17 protein-coding genes are annotated in these 19,409 nt (G+C 41.3%); 4 read left to right on the forward strand and 13 right to left on the reverse strand.

All coding sequences use genetic code 11. The features are described 5' to 3' along the window. Positions 1 to 85: 85 nt before the first annotated feature. The 4 genes from mdh to BLR93_RS14665 form a co-directional block, all read right to left on the reverse strand. A complete protein-coding gene (gene mdh / locus BLR93_RS14650) occupies positions 86 to 1,027 on the reverse strand; it encodes a malate dehydrogenase (protein ID WP_093216132.1) in 942 nt (313 codons plus the stop codon). A gap of 23 nt (positions 1,028 to 1,050) precedes the next feature. Next, on the reverse strand, positions 1,051 to 2,322 hold the full coding sequence (gene icd / locus BLR93_RS14655) for an NADP-dependent isocitrate dehydrogenase (protein ID WP_093216134.1): 1,272 nt from the start codon (positions 2,320 to 2,322) through the stop codon (positions 1,051 to 1,053). A gap of 162 nt (positions 2,323 to 2,484) precedes the next feature. Then, positions 2,485 to 3,600 carry a citrate synthase gene (citZ, locus tag BLR93_RS14660; RefSeq protein ID WP_093216137.1) on the reverse strand — a complete coding sequence of 372 codons (1,116 nt, stop codon included), beginning with the start codon at positions 3,598 to 3,600 and terminating at the stop codon, positions 2,485 to 2,487. Between the two features lie 463 nt (positions 3,601 to 4,063). After that, complete coding sequence (locus tag BLR93_RS14665) at positions 4,064 to 4,534, reverse strand: DUF441 domain-containing protein (protein WP_093216139.1); 471 nt, start codon at positions 4,532 to 4,534, stop codon at positions 4,064 to 4,066. 179 nt (positions 4,535 to 4,713) lie between these two features. Between BLR93_RS14665 and ytvI the strand changes: the two genes are divergently transcribed. After that, positions 4,714 to 5,820: a sporulation integral membrane protein YtvI gene (ytvI, locus tag BLR93_RS14670; RefSeq protein WP_093216142.1), complete on the forward strand. Its 1,107-nt coding sequence runs from the start codon at positions 4,714 to 4,716 to the stop codon at positions 5,818 to 5,820. A 96-nt stretch (positions 5,821 to 5,916) separates the two neighbouring features. Here the strand turns inward: ytvI and BLR93_RS14675 are convergent, their stop codons facing one another. The 8 genes from BLR93_RS14675 to dnaE form a co-directional block, all read right to left on the reverse strand. Continuing rightward, entirely contained in the window at positions 5,917 to 6,309 is a 393-nt protein-coding gene (locus tag BLR93_RS14675; protein ID WP_093216144.1) for an FxsA family protein, read from the reverse strand. A gap of 112 nt (positions 6,310 to 6,421) precedes the next feature. Then, positions 6,422 to 8,182, reverse strand: coding sequence for a pyruvate kinase (pyk, locus tag BLR93_RS14680; protein WP_093216147.1), 1,761 nt, complete (start codon positions 8,180 to 8,182; stop codon positions 6,422 to 6,424). Between the two features lie 45 nt (positions 8,183 to 8,227). Further along, positions 8,228 to 9,187 carry a 6-phosphofructokinase gene (gene pfkA / locus BLR93_RS14685; RefSeq protein ID WP_093216149.1) on the reverse strand — a complete coding sequence of 320 codons (960 nt, stop codon included), beginning with the start codon at positions 9,185 to 9,187 and terminating at the stop codon, positions 8,228 to 8,230. A 186-nt stretch (positions 9,188 to 9,373) separates the two neighbouring features. Next, positions 9,374 to 10,339 carry an acetyl-CoA carboxylase carboxyl transferase subunit alpha gene (gene accA, locus BLR93_RS14690; protein ID WP_093216152.1) on the reverse strand — a complete coding sequence of 322 codons (966 nt, stop codon included), beginning with the start codon at positions 10,337 to 10,339 and terminating at the stop codon, positions 9,374 to 9,376. Further along, complete coding sequence (gene accD / locus BLR93_RS14695; RefSeq protein ID WP_093216154.1) at positions 10,336 to 11,196, reverse strand: acetyl-CoA carboxylase, carboxyltransferase subunit beta; 861 nt, start codon at positions 11,194 to 11,196, stop codon at positions 10,336 to 10,338. The genes accA and accD overlap by 4 nt, the downstream gene beginning before the upstream one ends. Positions 11,197 to 11,256: 60 nt before the next feature. After that, entirely contained in the window at positions 11,257 to 11,874 is a 618-nt protein-coding gene (locus BLR93_RS14700) for a FadR/GntR family transcriptional regulator (RefSeq protein WP_245690169.1), read from the reverse strand. A gap of 165 nt (positions 11,875 to 12,039) precedes the next feature. Continuing rightward, on the reverse strand, positions 12,040 to 13,278 hold the full coding sequence (ystJ, locus tag BLR93_RS14705; RefSeq protein WP_093216157.1) for an NADP-dependent malic enzyme: 1,239 nt from the start codon (positions 13,276 to 13,278) through the stop codon (positions 12,040 to 12,042). Between the two features lie 149 nt (positions 13,279 to 13,427). Continuing rightward, positions 13,428 to 16,772, reverse strand: a complete 3,345-nt coding sequence (gene dnaE, locus BLR93_RS14710; RefSeq protein ID WP_093216159.1) for a DNA polymerase III subunit alpha — start codon at positions 16,770 to 16,772, stop codon at positions 13,428 to 13,430. A gap of 172 nt (positions 16,773 to 16,944) precedes the next feature. On the opposite strand from dnaE, the gene ytrH reads away from it, so the two are divergent. Further along, positions 16,945 to 17,277, forward strand: coding sequence for a sporulation membrane protein YtrH (gene ytrH, locus BLR93_RS14715; protein WP_093216162.1), 333 nt, complete (start codon positions 16,945 to 16,947; stop codon positions 17,275 to 17,277). Further along, positions 17,277 to 17,780: a sporulation membrane protein YtrI gene (gene ytrI, locus BLR93_RS14720; RefSeq protein ID WP_093216164.1), complete on the forward strand. Its 504-nt coding sequence runs from the start codon at positions 17,277 to 17,279 to the stop codon at positions 17,778 to 17,780. Before ytrH ends, ytrI begins: the two co-directional genes overlap by 1 nt. A 63-nt stretch (positions 17,781 to 17,843) precedes the next feature. Here the strand turns inward: ytrI and BLR93_RS14725 are convergent, their stop codons facing one another. Beyond that, positions 17,844 to 18,791, reverse strand: coding sequence for a DHH family phosphoesterase (locus tag BLR93_RS14725; protein ID WP_093216167.1), 948 nt, complete (start codon positions 18,789 to 18,791; stop codon positions 17,844 to 17,846). Positions 18,792 to 18,904: 113 nt separating this feature from the next. Here BLR93_RS14725 and BLR93_RS14730 point away from each other — a divergent pair, with 113 nt between their 5' ends. Next, positions 18,905 to 19,213: a YtpI family protein gene (locus BLR93_RS14730; RefSeq protein ID WP_093216169.1), complete on the forward strand. Its 309-nt coding sequence runs from the start codon at positions 18,905 to 18,907 to the stop codon at positions 19,211 to 19,213. Positions 19,214 to 19,409 lie beyond the last annotated feature (196 nt).

A 19,409-nucleotide genomic window follows, 5' to 3' on the forward strand; every position in this document is an offset into this window, starting at 1 on the left:
AAAGGCGCTTAGTTAAATGTAAAAATTATGATTGCCTATAAAGAAAAGACTGTATGGAATAAATTACTTCCATACAGTCTTATTTTTACTTATTTAGCACTTCTAATACATTTTTTACAGATTCAGCTGACTTATCCAGTGCAGCTTTCTCATCCTCTAGTAAATCCAATTCGATAATTTCTTCTAACCCATTCCCGCCAATGATGGTTGGAACACCTAGATAAATATCAGAATAACCATATTCGCCTTCCAGGTAAGCAATTGACGGAAGTACTCTCCGCTGGTCTTTCAAAATTGCTTCAGCCATTACCGTTAGGGAAGCAGCAGGAGCATAATATGCACTTCCATTCCCTAACAAATTAACAATTTCCCCTCCACCTGTTCGTGTACGAGCCACTATTTCATTCAACCGCTCTTTGGAAATTAATTTTTCTAATGGGATTCCCCCAGCGAATGAATAACGGATAAGCGGAACCATATCATCTCCATGCCCGCCTAATACAAAGCCGGTAATATCCTTCACTGATAAATTAAGTTCTTCTGCTACGAAAGTGCGGAATCTAGCGGTATCAAGTACACCAGATTGGCCGATTACACGGCTTTTCGGGAATCCTGATTCTTTAAATACGGTGTATGTCATGGCATCTACCGGATTAGTTAATACCAAAATAAACGTATCAGGAGAATATTTGACAATCTCTTTTGTAACACTTTTCATTATTTTAGCATTGGTGCTCACTAAATCATCCCTGCTCATACCTGGTTTGCGGGCAATACCAGCTGTGATAATAACTAAATCGGAGCCTTCGGTATCTTTGTAATCTGCAGTTCCGGTAATTTTCGCATCAAACCCTTGCACAGGGCTGGCCTCAAGCATGTCCAGGGCTTTGCCTTTTGTCGGGTCTTCCATGTCCGGGATATCGACTAAGACAACATCAGCCAATTCTTTTTGCGCAATCATTAATGCTGTAGTTGCTCCAGTGAACCCTCCACCGATAACAGATACTTTTCTTCTTTTTATCGTCATGTAATGCACCCCTTCCTATCAGCCTATTGCATATTTTTAATAAGCGCGTCACCAAAACCTGAAGTTTTCACTTCTTTGGCACCTTCCATCATACGGGCGAAGTCATAAGTAACTTCTTTTGATGCAATTGTTTTATCCATCGACTTAGTGATCAAATCTGCAGCTTCTCTCCACTCTAAATGCTCGAGCATAAGCACACCGGAAAGAATCACAGAAGAAGGATTCACCTTATCTTGTCCTGCATATTTTGGTGCAGTACCATGAGTTGCCTCAAAAATGGCATGGCCTGTTTCATAATTTATATTCGCTCCCGGCGCAATGCCGATGCCGCCTACTTGAGCAGCCAAGGCGTCAGAAATGTAATCGCCATTTAGGTTCATTGTGGCAACAACGTCGAATTCTTTTGGTCGTGTAAGAATCTGCTGCAGAAAGATATCTGCAATAGCATCTTTAATGATAATCTTTCCAGCTTTCTCTGCCTCTTCCTGTGCTTTATTGGCAGCTTCTTTACCTTTCTCATCGACAATTCGGTCATATTCCCACCAAGTAAACACTTTATCTGCATATTCTTCCTGGGCAACTTCATATCCCCACGCTTTAAAGGCACCTTCGGTAAATTTCATAATATTCCCTTTGTGGACAAGTGTTACGCTTTTACGCCCTTCGTTGATCGCATAATCGATCGCTGCCCGGACCAAACGCTTTGTTCCCTCTTCTGATACCGGCTTTATGCCAATTCCGGAGGTTTCAGGGAATCGGATTTTATGTACTCCCATTTCGTTTTGAAGAAATTCAATTACTTTCTTCACTTCGTCAGATCCCTTTTGCCATTCAATTCCTGCATAGATATCTTCTGTATTTTCACGGAAGATGACCATATCTGTATCCTCAGGACGTTTAACCGGTGAAGGCACCCCGTCGAAGTAACGGACTGGACGCAGGCATGTAAATAAGTCCAGCTCTTGTCGCAAAGCAACGTTTAAAGAACGGATACCACCACCGACAGGAGTTGTTAATGGCCCTTTAATGGCAATCTTGTAATCGCGAATAGTATTTAAGGTTTCTTCTGGCAGCCATTCGCCAAATTTATCGTATGCTTTCTGTCCAGCATAAACCTCTTTCCACTCAATTGATTTTTTTCCGTTATAAGCTTTGTCAACGGCTGCTTCTATTACTCTTCTTGCTGCCGCCCAGATATCAGGACCAATCCCGTCTCCTTCGATAAAAGGGATCACCGGACGGTCCGGAACGTTCATTACACCATTTTCTACTGTGATTTTTTCGCTTTGTGTCATTATATGACCTCCTCTATTTAATCTTAGAAATAAATCGTATCATAAACTATCTGCCGTTTTACATTCAAGAACTAAAACCTGTAAAGAAGCAAAATCGACAATGATTAGCAGGATGGCTGGCATAAAAATCAATCCAGCCAAGAAATCGCTTTATTATTTGATCTACCGGTTTTCGACTGATTTGTATTCCTGGTTTTTAGGTCCGACATATTCAGCTCTTGGACGAATAAGTCGATTGTTTTCATACTGTTCCAATATATGCGCCAGCCATCCGGAAACTCTGCTTACAGCAAAAATCGGAGTGAATAAATCATGTTTAATTCCCAGGCTGTGATAAACAGAAGCTGAATAAAAGTCAACATTTGCCGGAAGCCCTTTATTTTCTTTAATGTAATCTTCGATTTTCACAGACATTTCATACCACTTTGATTGTCCGGTCAATTCTGTTAACTCTCTGGACATTTTTTTCAGGTGTTTGGCTCTTGGATCTCCGTTTCGGTACACCCGGTGCCCCATACCCATTATTTTTTCTTTGTTTTCCAGCTTTTCTTTTATATACGGAATAGCGTTATCAACTTCGCCAATTTCCGTTAGCATTTTCATAACGCGTTCGTTTGCACCGCCATGTAGTGGGCCTTTCAAGGCGCTTATGGCAGCAGTAATCCCTGAATAAACATCTGAAAGTGTAGCTACACACACGCGTGAAGTAAAAGTCGATGCATTCAGTTCATGGTCCGCATGTAGGACAAGAGCTTTGTTAATCGCTTCGACCTCAAGGTCTTTCGGTTCTTCACCGTTCAACATAAACAGGAAGTTAGCTGCATAGCTTAACCCTTTTTTGGGAGCAACCGGCTCTTTGCCATCACGTATTCGGGCAAACGCTGCCACAACGGACGAGATTTTAGCTTGCAAACGTACTGCCTTCCGTTTGTTTGCTGCCTCTTCCATAACATCAGCTTCCTCGTCAAACAACCCAAGTAGAGACACAGCTGTTCTTAATGCAGCCATTGGGTGGACTTTAGAAAGATCATAAGACTTTAAATGTTGAATAATTTCGTCAGACAATTCCATATTGGAAACTAAATCTTCTGACAAACTATTAAGTTCTTCTTTAGAAGGAAGTTTAGTATTCCATAATAGGAAAATAACTTCCTCAAAACTAGAATTTTCCGCTAAATCATCAATTTTGTATCCAGCATAAGTTAATTGGTCATCGATAATGGAACTAATCGATGATTCTGTTGCAACAATTCCTTCCAGCCCTTTCGTTGTTGACATGACATCTCTCTCCTTTTCTGTATTTTCCTTTTCACTTCACCTGTGAGCTGACTATTTATCAAATACTCCTTATATGAAATAGCCATTAAAAGAAAATTAAAGAAAACCCGGTGTGCCGAGCTTTCAGGCGAAGCTATCCAGCATTGCTGTAAAAGGTCAGAAAGCGACAAAACTTTCAATGTATTATTGATAGAAAAGCTTTCTTATCATCCCCAAGGTTAATTATAAACAATAAAGATAGTAAAGTGAAACGTTTTCTTTCATATTTCTTTTGACTGCCTATGTATTCTCAATAGTGTTCCTTTCACTTATACACTACCTTTTGTTGATTTATTTTTCAAATAATTCAACCTCTGCTGGCTGAAGGAACTGCCTTACATAGTAATAAATTCCATCCACAGCCAATAATATAATAGAAAGGATGTAATCATTTAATAAAACGTCCTTTTACCAAGTGTTTTCTTTAACCGATCTTCAGTAAAAAATCGACAAACTTCATTGCCATATAAGCGATTCCTGCACCTATCAGCGGACCGACTGCCACCCCGTGGAAAAAAACTACTGCCAAAATCGTCCCCATTACCAGGGCTGTCGTCAGGTGCGGATCGTTAGCCAGCAGGTCAAGTCCGTTTTTAGCTATTAATGCCACGAAAACTCCTGAAGCTAAAGCAATCCATGCATAGTAAGACTTGATGCTGTCCAGTAAATCCTTAAACCCAATATCCCCGGTAGCGATAGGGACAAGCACTGCGATCGTAATAATGGTAACACCCCAACTGATGCCTTTATCTGCGAAATAAGGAAATACCTTTTCATCCAGGCGAAAAATCTGTAACCCGAGCAGTACATAAACGGCAATCATGATTGATTGATTTTTTCCGATGTATCCTAATATAAATAATATAAGCAAGAACAACGTTGATTGATTAAACATAGCTGAATCCTCCATTACCTAGATGCTTTATAAGACCATTTTTTATCCTATCACAAAGAAATCTGTTTTCAAATGTTCCAGGAAGAACACCTCTCCTTTGCCGCTATTTATTGGAGCTGAATTGACTGGAAGGCTGCCGTGGCACCTGGATGTGAATATGAATAAAGGGAAGTGTTGTCATGATAAACGCACACTTATCCAAATGGTTTAGGCTGATCGTTGTACTGGCTGCCACAGCAACTGCTATGATCTCCATATTTTATATAGCCAGCTATACCTATCCATTCATTATAGCAATTATTATTGCCATGGTACTGAACCCTTTTGTTAATGGTTTAGAAAAAAAATTGAACATGCCAAGGGCGCTGGCTGTAATATTTACAATGCTCTGCTTTTTGCTATTAATGTCAGGGATAATCGTGGTTCTAATCGTTGAACTGATTAACGGCACCGCCTACTTAGCCGATATGATTCCTGGCTATTACAAAGAATTGATTCGTTTTTTTGAAGACTTCATTGCTTACTATATTACCCCATTATACGAAAAAGTTTTAACAGTCGTAGATATGCTTGAACCTTCGCAACAAACCATGGTTTATGACCAATTAAAAAAAATTGGCGAAGAGGCTGCGATTACTGGCGCTTTTATATTACAGAGACTATTCCAACTCGTGACAATGACGCTTGCCAGTCTTCCCAGCTACTTGTCTATTTGGTTATTTTCTCTTTTGGGTACCTTTTTTATTAGCAAGGATTGGTACAAGCTAAAGAAAGCAATGTTCACCTATCTCCCTGAAACAATCACTCAGTTTGCTGAAGCGGTGTATACAGGATTAAAGAATGCTTTTTTTGGATTTCTGAAAGCTCAGCTGACTTTAATATGCATTACCTTTCTCATTGTGTTATCAGGTCTCATGATCCTTAAAGTGAATCATGCTTTGACAATAGCTGTTATAACCGCCTCCGTTGATTTACTTCCTTATCTTGGTACAGGAATAATATTCATTCCCTGGATCTGTTACTTGTTCTTTTCCGGTAATTATGCAATGACTATCAGTTTAGCCATTTTATATGCGGTAGTCATCGTCCAAAGGCAAATAACCGAACCAAAGCTCTTAGCTACCACAATCGGCATCCATCCGTTAGCTACGCTTGTTGCATTATTTGCAGGATTTCAAATATGGGGACTGTGGGGATTAGCTGCTGGACCGGTAATCCTTGTCCTTATTGTCACTCTTGTTAAAAGTGGAGTGATTCTTCAATTATCCAACTATATTAAAGGGTGAACCAGGAAGAAAACAAAAACACAAGAAACGCTTCAGCATCCTTGTGTCATGATTTTCGATATTGAATTCTTTTCGCTTACCCATATCCTTCCATAATCACTTTCGGAAAATAGTAATCGTTCCCTTGTTTAACATTGCCCGGAGAATTTTTAGCATCCATTGTTTTACAGGCTTACGTGTAAATGGCAGCAAAAGAATAAATCCAAAGGCATCCGTGATGAACCCTGGAGTTAACAGTACTGCAGCACCTAATAAAATACAAATTCCATCCAGGATTTCTTCCCTGGGAGGCTGGCCATAAGCCATTGCCTGCTTTGCCCTTGCCACAGTTTCCAATCCTTGCCGTTTAGCCAGCCATGCACCTAATACGCCTGTTGAAATGATTAAAAGAATTACCCACCATGGGCCGATCAAGTTTCCTGACCAAACGAGCAATCCTACCTCTAAAGCGGGCACAATCAAGACTAAAAGGATTAACCATCGGAACATATTGTAATCTCCCTTCTTCTCCCGACATCGGGAAGCAATTCCTTCCATTACGAGAAGAATTTCCTTAGCTAAAGTGAAAAGAAGAGGTATAAACCTCTTCTTTTACTAAATATTATAGAACACTTGCATGGCCTTTGTAGATATCGCCTTTGCTGGCATCAATCGTAATGTCTTTGCCATCTTCAATGATGTCAATTGCTTTTTCCACGCCTACGATAACAGGTATGCCAAGACTCAACCCTACAACAGCGGCATGGGAAGTTAAGCCGCCTTCTTCTGTAATCAGCCCGCTTGCTTTTTCAATAGCAGGCATCATTTCTTTGTCTGTACCATAAGTAACCAAGATGTCATCTTCTTGGACTTTTTCCAGAGCATCTGCAGCGTTTTTGGCGATAACAACTCTGCCATAGCTGCTGCCCTTGCCTACTCCTTGTCCTTTCGCTAATACATCACCGATTACATGAACCTTCATAAGGTTGGTAGTACCACTTTCACCTACAGGAACGCCGGCAGTGATAATTACACGGTTGCCTCTTTGCAGGATACCGGAATTTACTCCACGATCGATGGCAACGTCAAGCACATCATCAGTAGAATGGGCAAGTTCGCCGACAATCGTTTGAACTCCCCATACTAAAGCAAGTCTGCGATTGATTTTTTCATCAAAAGTCACTGCTATAATTGGTGCTTTGGGACGGTACTTAGAAATCATACGAGCCGTATGCCCACTGACAGTTGGCGTTAAAATCGCATCGACTTCTAAATTCATCGCTGAGTGATTGACAGACTGGCTGATCGCATCTGTAATTGTCATATCGCTATTTTTAGAACGCAAGTCTAAAATTGCTTTATGGTCTATTGCAGTTTCGGCTTTCATCGCAATGTTACTCATCGTCTGTACTGCTTCGATTGGGTAATCACCTGCAGCTGTTTCTCCCGATAGCATGATGGCGTCTGAACCATCGAAAATAGCATTTGCTACGTCTGAAGCTTCAGCCCTTGTCGGCCTCGGGTTCCGCTGCATAGAATCCAGCATTTGAGTGGCTGTTATTACTGGCTTTCCGGCAGTATTACACTTCCGTATCATATTTTTCTGAACCAATGGTACTTCTTCTGGGGGAATTTCCACGCCCAAGTCCCCACGGGCGACCATCAAGCCATCACTAACCTGAAGGATATTATCTAAATTATCGACACCCTCTTGGTTTTCGATCTTAGGAATAATCTGAATGTGCCCGGCATTTTTCTTCTCTAATAAATCGCGGATTTCCAATACGTCTGTCGCGCGTCTTACAAAGGAAGCGGCAATGAAATCGACACCCTGTTCAATACCAAACTCAATATCCTTCGCATCTTTATCGGTTATACCCGGCAAATTTACACTAACGTTTGGGACATTGACGCCCTTTTTATTTTTAAGCAGGCCTGAATTCAATGCTGTTGTTTTCAATTCATTTTTGTCTTTATCAATTTCCGTAACTTCCAACTCAATTAAGCCATCATCCAGCAATAGCTTGGAACCGACATGAACGTCATTGATTAACTCTGGATAAGTAACAGAAATACGCTCAGCGCTTCCTTCGATATCTTCCATGGCCACATAAACAGTGTCACCTTTAGTCAGCTGTGCTTCTCCACCTTTAAGGGTTCCTGTTCTAATTTCCGGTCCTTTGGTATCAAGAAGGATAGCAACTGTATGGCCTGTTTTCCCTGCTGCTTCTCTAATATTTTTAATTCGTTGTCCATGCTCTTCGAAATCTCCATGAGAAAAGTTCAATCGGGCAACATTCATACCGGCCTTGATTAACTCGGTAAGTGTTTCTACTGATTCAGAAGCAGGTCCAATTGTACTAACTATTTTTGTTTTTCTCATATGATTTCCTCCTTTCAAATTTCCCTATTTTGTCATTTTTTTCTCTTAGATGGAAAGCTGTTTAGATAGTTGATACATTTCAAAATCTACTACATGTTTTTCATCCAGTATTTCTAAAATATCATGGTCCACCAGCTTATTGTTTTGAATGCCAACCACTCTTCCAGCTTGGCCAGCCAATAACAAATCGACCGCTTTAGCTCCAAGCCGGCTGGCAAGGACACGGTCAGAAGCAGTAGGTGATCCGCCGCGTTGTGTATGGCCCAAGACAGTTACTCTTGTTTCAAGCTTGGTGGCATCTTTAATGCGCTGGCCAAATTCCATGCCGGAACCGACACCTTCAGCCAGCACAATGATACTATGTTTTTTCCCTCTATCCTTTCCCCTTTTCAGCCTCTCAATAACATCTTCAAATTCATCGGCGTGTTCTGGGATCAGGATACTTTCAGCTCCATCGGCCAATCCTGCCCACAAGGCTATATCTCCTGCATGACGGCCCATAACTTCCACAACATATGTACGCTCATGGGAGGTTGCAGTATCCCTGATTTTATCTATTGCTTCTATTACTGTATTCAGGGCCGTATCAAATCCGATGGTGAAATCAGTACCAGGAATATCATTATCAATAGTTCCAGGCACACCAATACAAGGATAGCCTTTTTGGGTCAATTTTTCTGCGCCTCGGAAAGAACCGTCTCCGCCAATAACAATAAGTCCTTCTATACCGAACTTATTTAATTGCTGGATCGCTTTCTCTCTGCCTTCTTCCGTACGGAACTCGTCACTGCGGGCCGTATACAAAATAGTTCCGCCACGCTGGATAATGTCCCCCACCGATCCTATATCCATTTGTTGAATATTGCCATCGATTAAACCTTGATACCCATTGTATATCCCAAATACCTCAACATCATGGTAAATAGCTTTTCGGACTACTGCTCTTATCGCAGCGTTCATGCCAGGAGAGTCGCCGCCGCTTGTTAGTACTCCAATTTTCCTCATATGTTATCACCTCTTAATAATGATTATTCCTATTAATCCGTCTCCCCATTCCAAGATAATCCTAAACACTGATATTAGCAAATAAAATTATACATGAAAAGAGCAAGGAACGCATCAGCTGCCAACCACGAAACAGCTGTCCCTAATCAGTAAAGGGACAGCTGTACACATGCCATGTAAAGCGCATTACTCTGGTTCTAACTCGCTATAATCGCCGATACGTTTATATTTTTCCCATCTGGCTTCAAGTAATTTCTCAAATTCCAAGGGCACCAGTTCCTTAATAGAATCATTCAGCACCTTATCTATAGCGGCCGCCTGTGTTTCGATATCTCTATGGGCACCGCCGCGAACTTCCGGAATGATTTCATCGATAATTTTTAAATCTTTTAACTCATAAGATGTAATTTTCATCGTTTCGGCAGCCCGCTGCGCCTGGGTAGAATCCTTCCATAATAAAGCAGCTGCACCTTCAGGAGAAATAACGGAGTATGTAGAATTCTCCAACATGTGTATCTTGTCACCCACTCCTAAAGCTAAGGCACCTCCGCTTCCGCCTTCTCCAATAACGATACAAATAATCGGAACCTTTAGTCCGGCCATTTCCATTAAATTTCTGGCGATAGCTTCGCTTTGGCCCCGTTCTTCTGCAGCCTTTCCAGGATAGGCACCCTTCGTATCAATAAAACAAATAACCGGGCGCTGGAATTTTTCCGCCTGTTTCATATGCCGTAAAGCTTTCCGGTATCCTTCTGGATGAGGGCTGCCAAAATTCCGCCTAATGTTTTCTTTTGTGTTTTTTCCACGTTGGTGGCCAATCACGGTCACCGGACTGCCTTTGTATTTAGCAATCCCGGCGATAATTGCCTCATCGTCTCCAAAACGCCTGTCTCCGTGGAACTCCATAAAATCTGTAAACAATCTTTCAATGTATTCCATGGTTGTCGGGCGTTCGGAATGCCGGGCGATCTGGACCCGGTCCCACGGCTTTAAGTTTCCATAAATATCATTTTCAAGCTTTTCCAGTCTTTTTTCAAGGGTAGTTATTTCATCTGTTAAGTCGATATCACTATCCTCGGTGAACGTCTTTAGTTCAGCAATTTTTTCTCTCAGTTCAATCACAGGCTTCTCAAATTCCAATACCTGCTTCATGACACTTCCCCCCCTGCTTGATGAATATCAAGCAATGATGTCAACGTATTTTTAATCGCTTGCCGTTCGACAACTTTATCTAACTGTCCATGTGCCAACTGGAATTCAGCAGTTTGAAAGTCATCCGGAAGCTTTTCCCTGATTGTCTGTTCAATGACTCTTCTGCCAGCAAACCCGATTAAAGCTCCAGGCTCAGCGAAATTATAGTCACCGAGCGAGGCGAAACTTGCTGATACCCCCCCGGTTGTAGGGTTGGTCATAATAGATACCATCAATCCACCAGCGTCACTAAACCGTTGAATGGCAACTGAGGTCTTACTCATCTGCATCAGACTTAGCACGCCTTCCTGCATCCTGGCACCCCCTGATGCAGTAAAAATAATGAAAGGCAGGGATTGGTCTTTTGCTTTTTCGACAGCCCTGGCAATCTTTTCTCCTACTACCGAGCCCATACTCCCCATCCGAAACCTGGCATCCATTACTGCTACAACGGCATCAAAGCCGTTAATCGTACCCTTTCCAGTGACAACTGCTTCATTCAGCTCTGTTTTTTTCCTGTCTTTCTCCAGTTTTTCTTCATAACCGGGAAATTGAAGAGGATTACTAGAGATTAACTGCTTGTCCCATTCTACGAATGATCCTTCATCAAGTGTACAATTGATTCTATCATAAGCTGTCATTTGGTGATGAAATCCGCAATTTGGACAAACATTCATATTTTTAGCCATTTCTTTTCCATAAAAAATTTTTTGGCAGCTATTGCACTTTTGCATTAATCCCTGAGGAACATCTTGCTTAGCTTCCTCTCTTGGTATAGATGCATACTTTTTCTTCTTGCTAAAAAAGTCTTTAAGCAAGGGAAATCCCTCCTTTGAACTACAATCTTAAAAAATGGTTTCCAATCCTTGAATAGCCCATTATTTAATGTCTGATGATTCGTCTGTCTGCATTAGGCAACCTTTTCGAAATAGCCCGCTGAACAGTTCTTCAATTTTTTCGTATTGCCCCTCAACATATATATGTACAAGCAATTGATAAAATTGCTTGTTATAAGAAACATTCTCTATTGTATAAGAAAAATCATTCAAAAGCAGCCAAATTTTTTTCAGCAAGAAATTTTCAGCGTACTGAAAAATGGTAAGAAAAAATTGGTAATGTGCTTGCTTTTCATCAAGCTTTTGGTTATTAAGCACGTTCTGCAACTCTTTTATCTCTTTATGGGTAACATGGCTGAAAGCAAGTTTTGCTGCCTCTTTTTCGATAATGCTCTTCGAAAATACAATATCCTGTCTAGTATTGGGGTCCTGAAGGATGAACGCAGATAAAAGTTCAACGGTGTGATAGGGCTGATACATTCTTAAAAAGGTACCTTCTCCTCTTCTCGTTTCTATTAATCCGAGTAATTCGATTGCCCGCAATGCCTCTCTGACAGAGGAACGGCTCGCTCTTAAATGCTCCGTCAACTCCCTTTCAGAAGGCAGTCTGTCCCCAGGAGACAGACCATTTTTTTCAATGTAATTTCTTATCTCGTTCAAGACTTCCTCATATACTTTCTTTTTTTCCGGCATGGAAATGATTCGTATCCCTCCTAACAAGGAGAGCCTTGGCATGCAAGGCTCTTGCTGCCGCACCAAGGCTGCTAATCCAGTTGATGAATGAGATCCTTTCTCTATGAGCATCTTCGCTAAATAGTGCTAGTGCTATTCTTCCTCAATCATGGTTAATTGTCTTGTTTTTTCCGCGACTTGTTCAGGATCAGCTTGGATTCTGGCAACGCCTGAATCCATGGCAGCTTTTGCGACACTTGCTGCTACAGCTGGAGCTACCCGTACATCAAATGGAGCCGGGATGACATAATCAGCAGTTAACTCGTCTTCACTAATAAGAGCTGCGATTGCTTCTGCAGCTGCTATTTTCATTTTTTCATTAATTCGCGTTGCCCTTACATCTAAAGCTCCGCGGAAGATGCCTGGAAAGGCAAGCACATTATTAACTTGATTAGGAAAATCAGACCGCCCAGTTCCAATTACTTTTGCACCTGCTTTTTTGGCTGCTTCCGGCATTATTTCAGGATCTGGATTGGCCATAGCAAAAATAATCGGGTCTTCATTCATGCTCTGAATCATCTCTTCAGATAGGAGGCCGCCGACGGAGACACCGATAAATACATCAGATCCTTCCATCACCTCTGCAAGACTGCCTTCCTTCTTGTCTTTATTGGTGATTTTGGCAACTTCATCCTTGACTCCATTCATCCCGTAGGCTCTGCCTTCAAAGATTGCCCCTTTAGAATCGCACATGATGCTATCTCTCACGCCAAGACTATGTAGAAGTTTGATAATTGCAATACCGGCAGCGCCAGCCCCATTAGCAACAACTTTTATATCAGAAAACTTTTTGCCGACAAGCTTCAGTGCATTCAAAAGACCGGCAACTGTTACAATGGCAGTGCCGTGTTGATCGTCATGGAATATAGGGATATTTGTCTCTTTTTTTAATCTTTCTTCGATAATAAAACAATTAGGAGCGGCGATATCTTCCAGATTGACCCCGCCAAAGGTAGGTTCCATCAATTTAACCGTTTGAATGATTTCTTCCACATCGTGTGTGTTTAAACAAATGGGAAAAGAATCAACTCCGGCAAAACTTTTAAATAATACAGACTTCCCTTCCATGACCGGCAGTGCAGCTTCCGGCCCAATATTTCCAAGGCCTAAAACAGCGGACCCGTCACTGACTACAGCGACCATGTTACCTTTCATCGTATATTCATAAACGGCATCTTTTCGATCATAAATCTCTTTACACGGTTCAGCGACTCCTGGCGAATATGCAAGGCTAAGATCCCGTGAATTTCTCACTGGCACTTTTGATTGAGTAGTGAGTTTGCCTTGATTTATTCGATGGATATGTAGCGCCTCATCCCTTAAATTAGACATCTCGAATCCGCTCCTTTTATATTTACGGATATTTTTCCGTCTTATCAAATTGGTCTGACCACTTAACTATTCTATTATAACAAAAGCTATATCGGTGTAAAGGCTCGGTTTTTCATCCTGTTTTGCAGCGTATCGAGTATAGAATTTGTTTATTCACTCTTTATCGCAACATTATCTTTTCCAAGAATACTGTACAAGCTGTTCAGACTATTATTATTGATATGGATATGATAGCTGCTTGAGAGCTGATAAGTTTTTCTCCGGTCGGCATGGTAGACAATAATCGGATTGCTTCCCGGATATTCATCAGCAATTGCTTTAATTTTTTCCAGCATCCCTTGATCATTACTGCTATATATTTTAATAAATAATTGCTTTTCAGGTGTTTTTGCCAAACTATCTTCTTCGAATAGTTTTATTTCCGACAGCAGCCACTGGATGCGATCATTTCTTTTTTCCGGCTTGCCTTTTATTACTATCAATTGTTCTTCTTCTAGCCACCTGTGTACTTGACGGAAAAGTTCCGGAAAAATTACTGACTCTATTTGCCCGCTTTCATCCCCAACGGTCATAAAAGCCATCGGATCGCCTCTCTTTGTTCTAATAGTCTTTAATTCCTGGACTACAGCTCCTGCAGAAAGGTTATTCCTTCCGACAAACCTGCTTGATTCGCTCAACCGTATAAAACCAGCCGCCCGCAAATCCTGGCGGTACTTCGCCAATGGATGGCTTGAAACATAAATGCCTAAGACTTCTTTTTCAAAGGCAAGTTTTTTCATCTCGGAGAAGTCTGCTGTTTCCTTGTAGGCTGCATCAAGCTCGACATCACTTTGGAAAAAAGTTTGTTGATCATCAAATTCGCCAAACAATTCCCCTTGTTCCATTGCCTGGTCAATCGTCCCCAGCAAACTGGCCCGATTAGCGTAAGTTCCATCAAACGCACCTGCAAGTACCAGTGATTCCAGTACGGGGCGGTTAACAGTCTTTAACGAGACTCGCAAACAAAAGTCAAACAGGTTTTTGAAAGTACCCTTTTTCCTCGCTTGAAGTATTTCTTTTACTGCTTGTCCGCCGACACCTTTAATCGACAACAACCCCATTCGAATATGGTTGTTTTCCACACTGAACCTGCCATAACTCTGGTTTATTGAAGGGGGAAGCACACTTATACCAAGTTGTTTAGCCTCACTGACATACAGCTGAATCTTCTCCTGCTGATTAGCCACAGAACCCATAAGCTCAGCCATGAAGAAGGCTGGAAAATGAGCCTTTAAATAAGCCAGTTGATAAGAAATCATACTATAAGCTACCGCATGGCTCCGATTGAACCCATAATTGGAAAACCGAACAATCCAGTCGAATATTTGACGTGCTGTCGATTCCTGATAGCCATTGCCTGTACATCCCTTAAGAAAGGCTTCCTCTTGTTGCTCGATAACACCCTTTTGTTTTTTACTAACTGCTCTCCGCAAAATATCTGCCTGGCCTAGCGTGAATCCAGCCATTTTACTGGCAATCTGCATGATTTGTTCCTGATAAACAAGGACGCCGTAGGTCCTGCTCAGGATAGGTTCCAAGTCGGGATGGGGATAATTTATTGCTTCCCGTCCATGTTTCCGGTCTACATAAACAGAAATATATTCCATAGGGCCCGGACGGTATAATGCGTTGACGGCTACAACATCTTCAAATTTTGTCGGCTTTAAATCCACCAAAACGCCTTGCATCCCTCTTGATTCCAGTTGAAAAATCCCCGTGGTCTTCCCTTCACGTAGCAGTTTAAAGGTAGCTTCATCTTCAAGCGGAATATCCTGAACCTCTATTTCGACTTTTTTCCTGTGGTTGATGGAAGATAGGACTCTTTCCATGAGCGATAAGTTCCTAAGTCCTAAGAAATCCATTTTTAATAAACCAAGCGCTTCTAACTCTTTCATGGCAAATTGTGTTAGCGCCACGTCGTTATGCCCTGCGATCAACGGAACATGATTGACTAACGGTTCCTCACTGATAACGATACCTGCTGCATGTGTAGAGAGATGCCTGGGAAGCCCTTCAAGTTTGGCTGCAACCTTAAATAATATCTGCAGTTTAGGTGCTTTCTTTACATACGCTGTAATTGATTCGCTTGCCTTGACTACCTCAGTTATCGGCTGGGAAGTATGTAGAGGTATTTCCTTCAGGATAAAAGCTGCGTCCTGATGATCGATTTCCAGTGTCTTAATTAATTCCCTAATCAATGACCTTGCGGCAAATGTGCCATAAGTAATGATCTGGGCAACATGGTTATGCCCATATTTATTTTTTACATACTGAATGACTTCTTCCCGCCGCGCATCCGAAAAGTCGATGTCAATATCAGGCATGGACACACGCTCGGGGTTGAGAAACCTTTCGAACAATAAGTCATATTTAACCGGATCTACATCTGTAATACCTAAAACAAAAGCAACAAGCGAACCGGCAGCAGAACCGCGTCCAGGCCCGACCATGATTCCATTTTCTTTTGCATAGCGGATGAAGTCCCAGACAATTAAAAAATAATCGCTGAACTGCATGGATTGAATAACTTTCAACTCGTAATCCAATCGTTTTTTTATCTCGGCTGTGACAAAATCATATTTTTCAAGAATAAAATCATAGCATAACTTCTCCAAATATTCATCTGCAGTGCTCTGTCCGGGTACAGGGAATGAAGGGAGCATTCGTTGATCAAACCGGAGATCTACTTCACATCTCGCGGCAATTGCTGCAGAATTCCTCACCGCTTCAGGCCATAACTGGTATTCTTCCTGAATTTCTTCTTTAGACTTCAGATGCGTGATAAAGGACTGCTTATCTCTTTCTGCAGGCGTCCATTTCTCTCCCCGGCGGATTGCTTGAAGGCAATCATACGCATGATGATCTTGTTTAGATAAGTACCTTACATCATTCACAGCTGTTACGGAGACTCCAGCTTTATCACTAATGCTATTCAGCCTGTCAGCCAAATGGCCTGTAGCAGCCACATTACTGTTCATCCCTACATAAAAGTGATCTGCCTGGAATGCAGTTTTCCACTCATTTATTGATGTGACTTGCTTCTCCTGGGCTAAGTCCTGCAGCCACTGTTCTTCTCCACTCTCTTTTGCAACGAAAACACCAATGACCTGCTGCGTGTACTTTTCAAGTTCTTCCCTGGAAACCGTGTTCTTTTCCTGCAGCTGAACCCAGGTACTTAACTTCAACAAATTCCTGTATCCTTGATTATCTACAGCGAGAAGAATACAAGAAAAGGCGTCTTCACTATCTAATTGTACAGTCATCCCAATGATTGGCTTAATTCCTTTCTGGACACATTCCTGATAAAAAGATACTGCACCGTGTAAGACTCCTTCATCTGTGAGTGCTAGTGAATGATAGCCCAAATCAGCGGCTTTTTGTACTAACCGTTGGACATTAATGGTGCTTTTCATCAAGCTGTAACCACTTCTAATCTGTAAATGAGTAAAATCCATATATCATACCTGCCTTTATATTCATAACTATTATAGCTGATAGGCTGTTTAGATTAAAAGATTAACACTTAACATAACTTGTCTTTTTCCCTCATAAAATGAACGGAGGTGACAAGCATAAGCTGCCATTTTCTCTAATCAATAACCTGCGAGAGAAAAGGGAGGAAAACCCATGGAAGAGAGATTTGTATTTTCGCTGATCCATTGTTTTTTTATCGCTCTAGGAGTAATTATGGGAGGGTCTATTATTGGTTGTATCGGTTATTTGGCCACAGGCGACCCTCCACTGACTTCAGTTAGTACAATAGCTAGGAGATTACGCATTTGGGCAATCGTTGCCGCGATAGGCGGCACCTTTGACGCAATCTCCAACTTTGAAAAAGGTATTTTAGAGGGATCGACTATCGATTTGGTCAAACAGGTTCTTTTAATTGTATCTGCCATGGCGGGAGTACAAACTTCCTTGCTTATCATAGAATGGCTGACCCAGGAGGAAATTGATTAATGCATATCCCTCCTTATTATAAACAGGAAAGCTGGCAGCGTTTTTTTGCAGGTGCCTTCATTGGAGCAATTATCGCTTTCGTTGTTTATTTATATATCTACGGCCAGAATTATGAGAAATGGCTGGAAGACAACATGGATCTGCGTTCGCAGCTAGCTGAGCTGGAGAGGCAAAACGAAGTGCTGCTGGAAAATAAAAAAGAACTGGATGAGAAAACAAAAGAAAAAGTAGTTGTTCAGTCGATTAGTATTAAGATAGAAAATGAAAAACAATTAAAGCTGGACCGACTGATTGTCCACCAAATAGAAGAAAGAATCAAAGCAGAAATAGATAATGTTATCGGACGAGATATTGTCAGTTTGTCGGAGAACGATCAACTGCTTATCTCTACAATTGAAAACACCGTCTATCGCGTAGAAGATATCAATTACCACGCAAGCATCAACCAGCTCGTAATTGCTCCGGTATTAAAATTGAACTTATCGTTGGATTTTGGAAGCTAAATATGCAAAAAAGGACACCCGCCGTACTAGCAGGGTGCACTCCTTTCCGCATACAATCAAGTTTTATTTGTTGTATTCTCCGCATACTTTTTCCAAATCAACGATCACATCTTCTGTCTCGCTCCAATTAGAAACCGAAGCTCCAGCTGCCATCGGATGACCGCCACCATTATATTTTGCCGCGATTTTATTAACAACAGGGCCTTTCGAACGGAGTCTGACACGGATTAAGTCCTCTTCCTCTACAAAAAACGCCCATGCCTTAATCCCTTCTATATCCCCTAGGATTCCTACTAATTGGCTTGTTTCAAGGGCAGTCATGCCAAATTCGCTTAATGTCTGCCGGGAAATCTTTATACTGCAGAATCCCGCTTCGCTAATTTGGAAATTTTGAAGGATAAATCCCTTGAGTCTGGCAATATGGGGCTTAGTATTATATATACCATCGTATAGGCTACTCCGGTCGAATGGATAACTGACCAGCTCGGAAGCATATTGGAACGTTTTGGTCGTCGTACTTGGAAATAAGAACCTTCCAGTATCGCCGACAATTCCGCCATAAATGAGCCGTGCCGCCTTTTCATTAAATTGGAACCCTTCTTCTCTTCCTGCTAAAAACAACTCATAAATCATTTCGCTTGTCGAACTAGCGATTGTTTCAACCCATGAATGATCACCATAAGGGTCCACATTCGGATGGTGGTCAATCTTGATTAATTCTTTTCCTTTTATATACCGCTGATCAGCGACCCGCTCCTGATTAGCAGTATCACAAACGATTACCAGCGCATCATCATAAGTTTCATCTGGTATGAAGTCCATCTCCGTTAAGAAATTTAGTGAAGGATCCTGATCACCTACTATATAGACGTTTTTTTTGGGAAAAGAATGTTTAATCATTTCTGCTAATCCAGCTTGTGAGCCAATGGCATCAGGATCAGGCCTAACATGCCTATGGATAATGATTGTTTGGTAATCTTTTATTTTGCGAATGATTGTATTTTTTTCCATGTTTACACTCCTTTATGTATGGTTCTCCTTGTTACTAGGAATAGTTCTAGCAAATCTACTTAAAACAAGCTACAATGGATACGATGAAATTTTAGGTTAGGAGTAGATATTCCATGGTCGTTTTTCCCATTGTAATTATTATATCGTTAATATTATATGTCTATTATAAGGTGGCAATCTTAAAAAGCAACGATACGCTTAACCAGCTTTATATGAATGCTAAAGGCAAGATATCATTGGGTGTGTTTATTGGGTTCTTCGGAATTAACCAATACCTTTATTATCAAACACAATTAGCATTATATATAGGCATTGTATTTTTAATCCTTGGCGCCATGCAATTCCTGGACGGATTCAAACGAGCCAAGCACTACCGCAAAGAACAAAAAAAACTAGACACTAAAAGCGTAAGCGAGCGGTAGCAACGTATGGGCTGGACTGATTTTTTCAAGATAAAGGAAAGCCAAAAGAATTCTTTATCCTTTTGTGCTTGACTTATTGAAGAAAAAAGAAGGAAGTCCACTAGTTGCTGGGAGCTGAAGCTAGATAACACTAAAAGCGTAAGCGAGCGGTAGCAACGTATGGGCTGGACTGATTTTTTCAAGATAAAGGAAAGCC

Source organism: Sediminibacillus albus (assembly GCF_900101125.1).
Taxonomy (GTDB): domain Bacteria; phylum Bacillota; class Bacilli; order Bacillales; family Amphibacillaceae; genus Sediminibacillus; species Sediminibacillus albus.

Coding starts and splice junctions, on each gene's coding strand:
- pyk (WP_093216147.1), bottom strand. CDS start 8,182: ATGAGAAAAACAAAAATAGTTAGTACAATTGGACCTGCTTCTGAATCA.
- BLR93_RS14675 (WP_093216144.1), bottom strand. CDS start 6,309: ATGTTCCGATGGTTAATCCTTTTAGTCTTGATTGTGCCCGCTTTAGAG.
- accA (WP_093216152.1), bottom strand. CDS start 10,339: ATGAAGCAGGTATTGGAATTTGAGAAGCCTGTGATTGAACTGAGAGAA.
- citZ (WP_093216137.1), bottom strand. CDS start 3,600: ATGTCAACAACGAAAGGGCTGGAAGGAATTGTTGCAACAGAATCATCG.
- ytvI (WP_093216142.1), top strand. CDS start 4,714: ATGATAAACGCACACTTATCCAAATGGTTTAGGCTGATCGTTGTACTG.
- BLR93_RS14665 (WP_093216139.1), bottom strand. CDS start 4,534: ATGTTTAATCAATCAACGTTGTTCTTGCTTATATTATTTATATTAGGA.
- BLR93_RS14725 (WP_093216167.1), bottom strand. CDS start 18,791: ATGGAAAAAAATACAATCATTCGCAAAATAAAAGATTACCAAACAATC.
- pfkA (WP_093216149.1), bottom strand. CDS start 9,187: ATGAGGAAAATTGGAGTACTAACAAGCGGCGGCGACTCTCCTGGCATG.
- mdh (WP_093216132.1), bottom strand. CDS start 1,027: ATGACGATAAAAAGAAGAAAAGTATCTGTTATCGGTGGAGGGTTCACT.
- ytrH (WP_093216162.1), top strand. CDS start 16,945: ATGGAAGAGAGATTTGTATTTTCGCTGATCCATTGTTTTTTTATCGCT.
- ystJ (WP_093216157.1), bottom strand. CDS start 13,278: ATGTCTAATTTAAGGGATGAGGCGCTACATATCCATCGAATAAATCAA.
- BLR93_RS14730 (WP_093216169.1), top strand. CDS start 18,905: ATGGTCGTTTTTCCCATTGTAATTATTATATCGTTAATATTATATGTC.
- icd (WP_093216134.1), bottom strand. CDS start 2,322: ATGACACAAAGCGAAAAAATCACAGTAGAAAATGGTGTAATGAACGTT.
- ytrI (WP_093216164.1), top strand. CDS start 17,277: ATGCATATCCCTCCTTATTATAAACAGGAAAGCTGGCAGCGTTTTTTT.
- dnaE (WP_093216159.1), bottom strand. CDS start 16,772: ATGGATTTTACTCATTTACAGATTAGAAGTGGTTACAGCTTGATGAAA.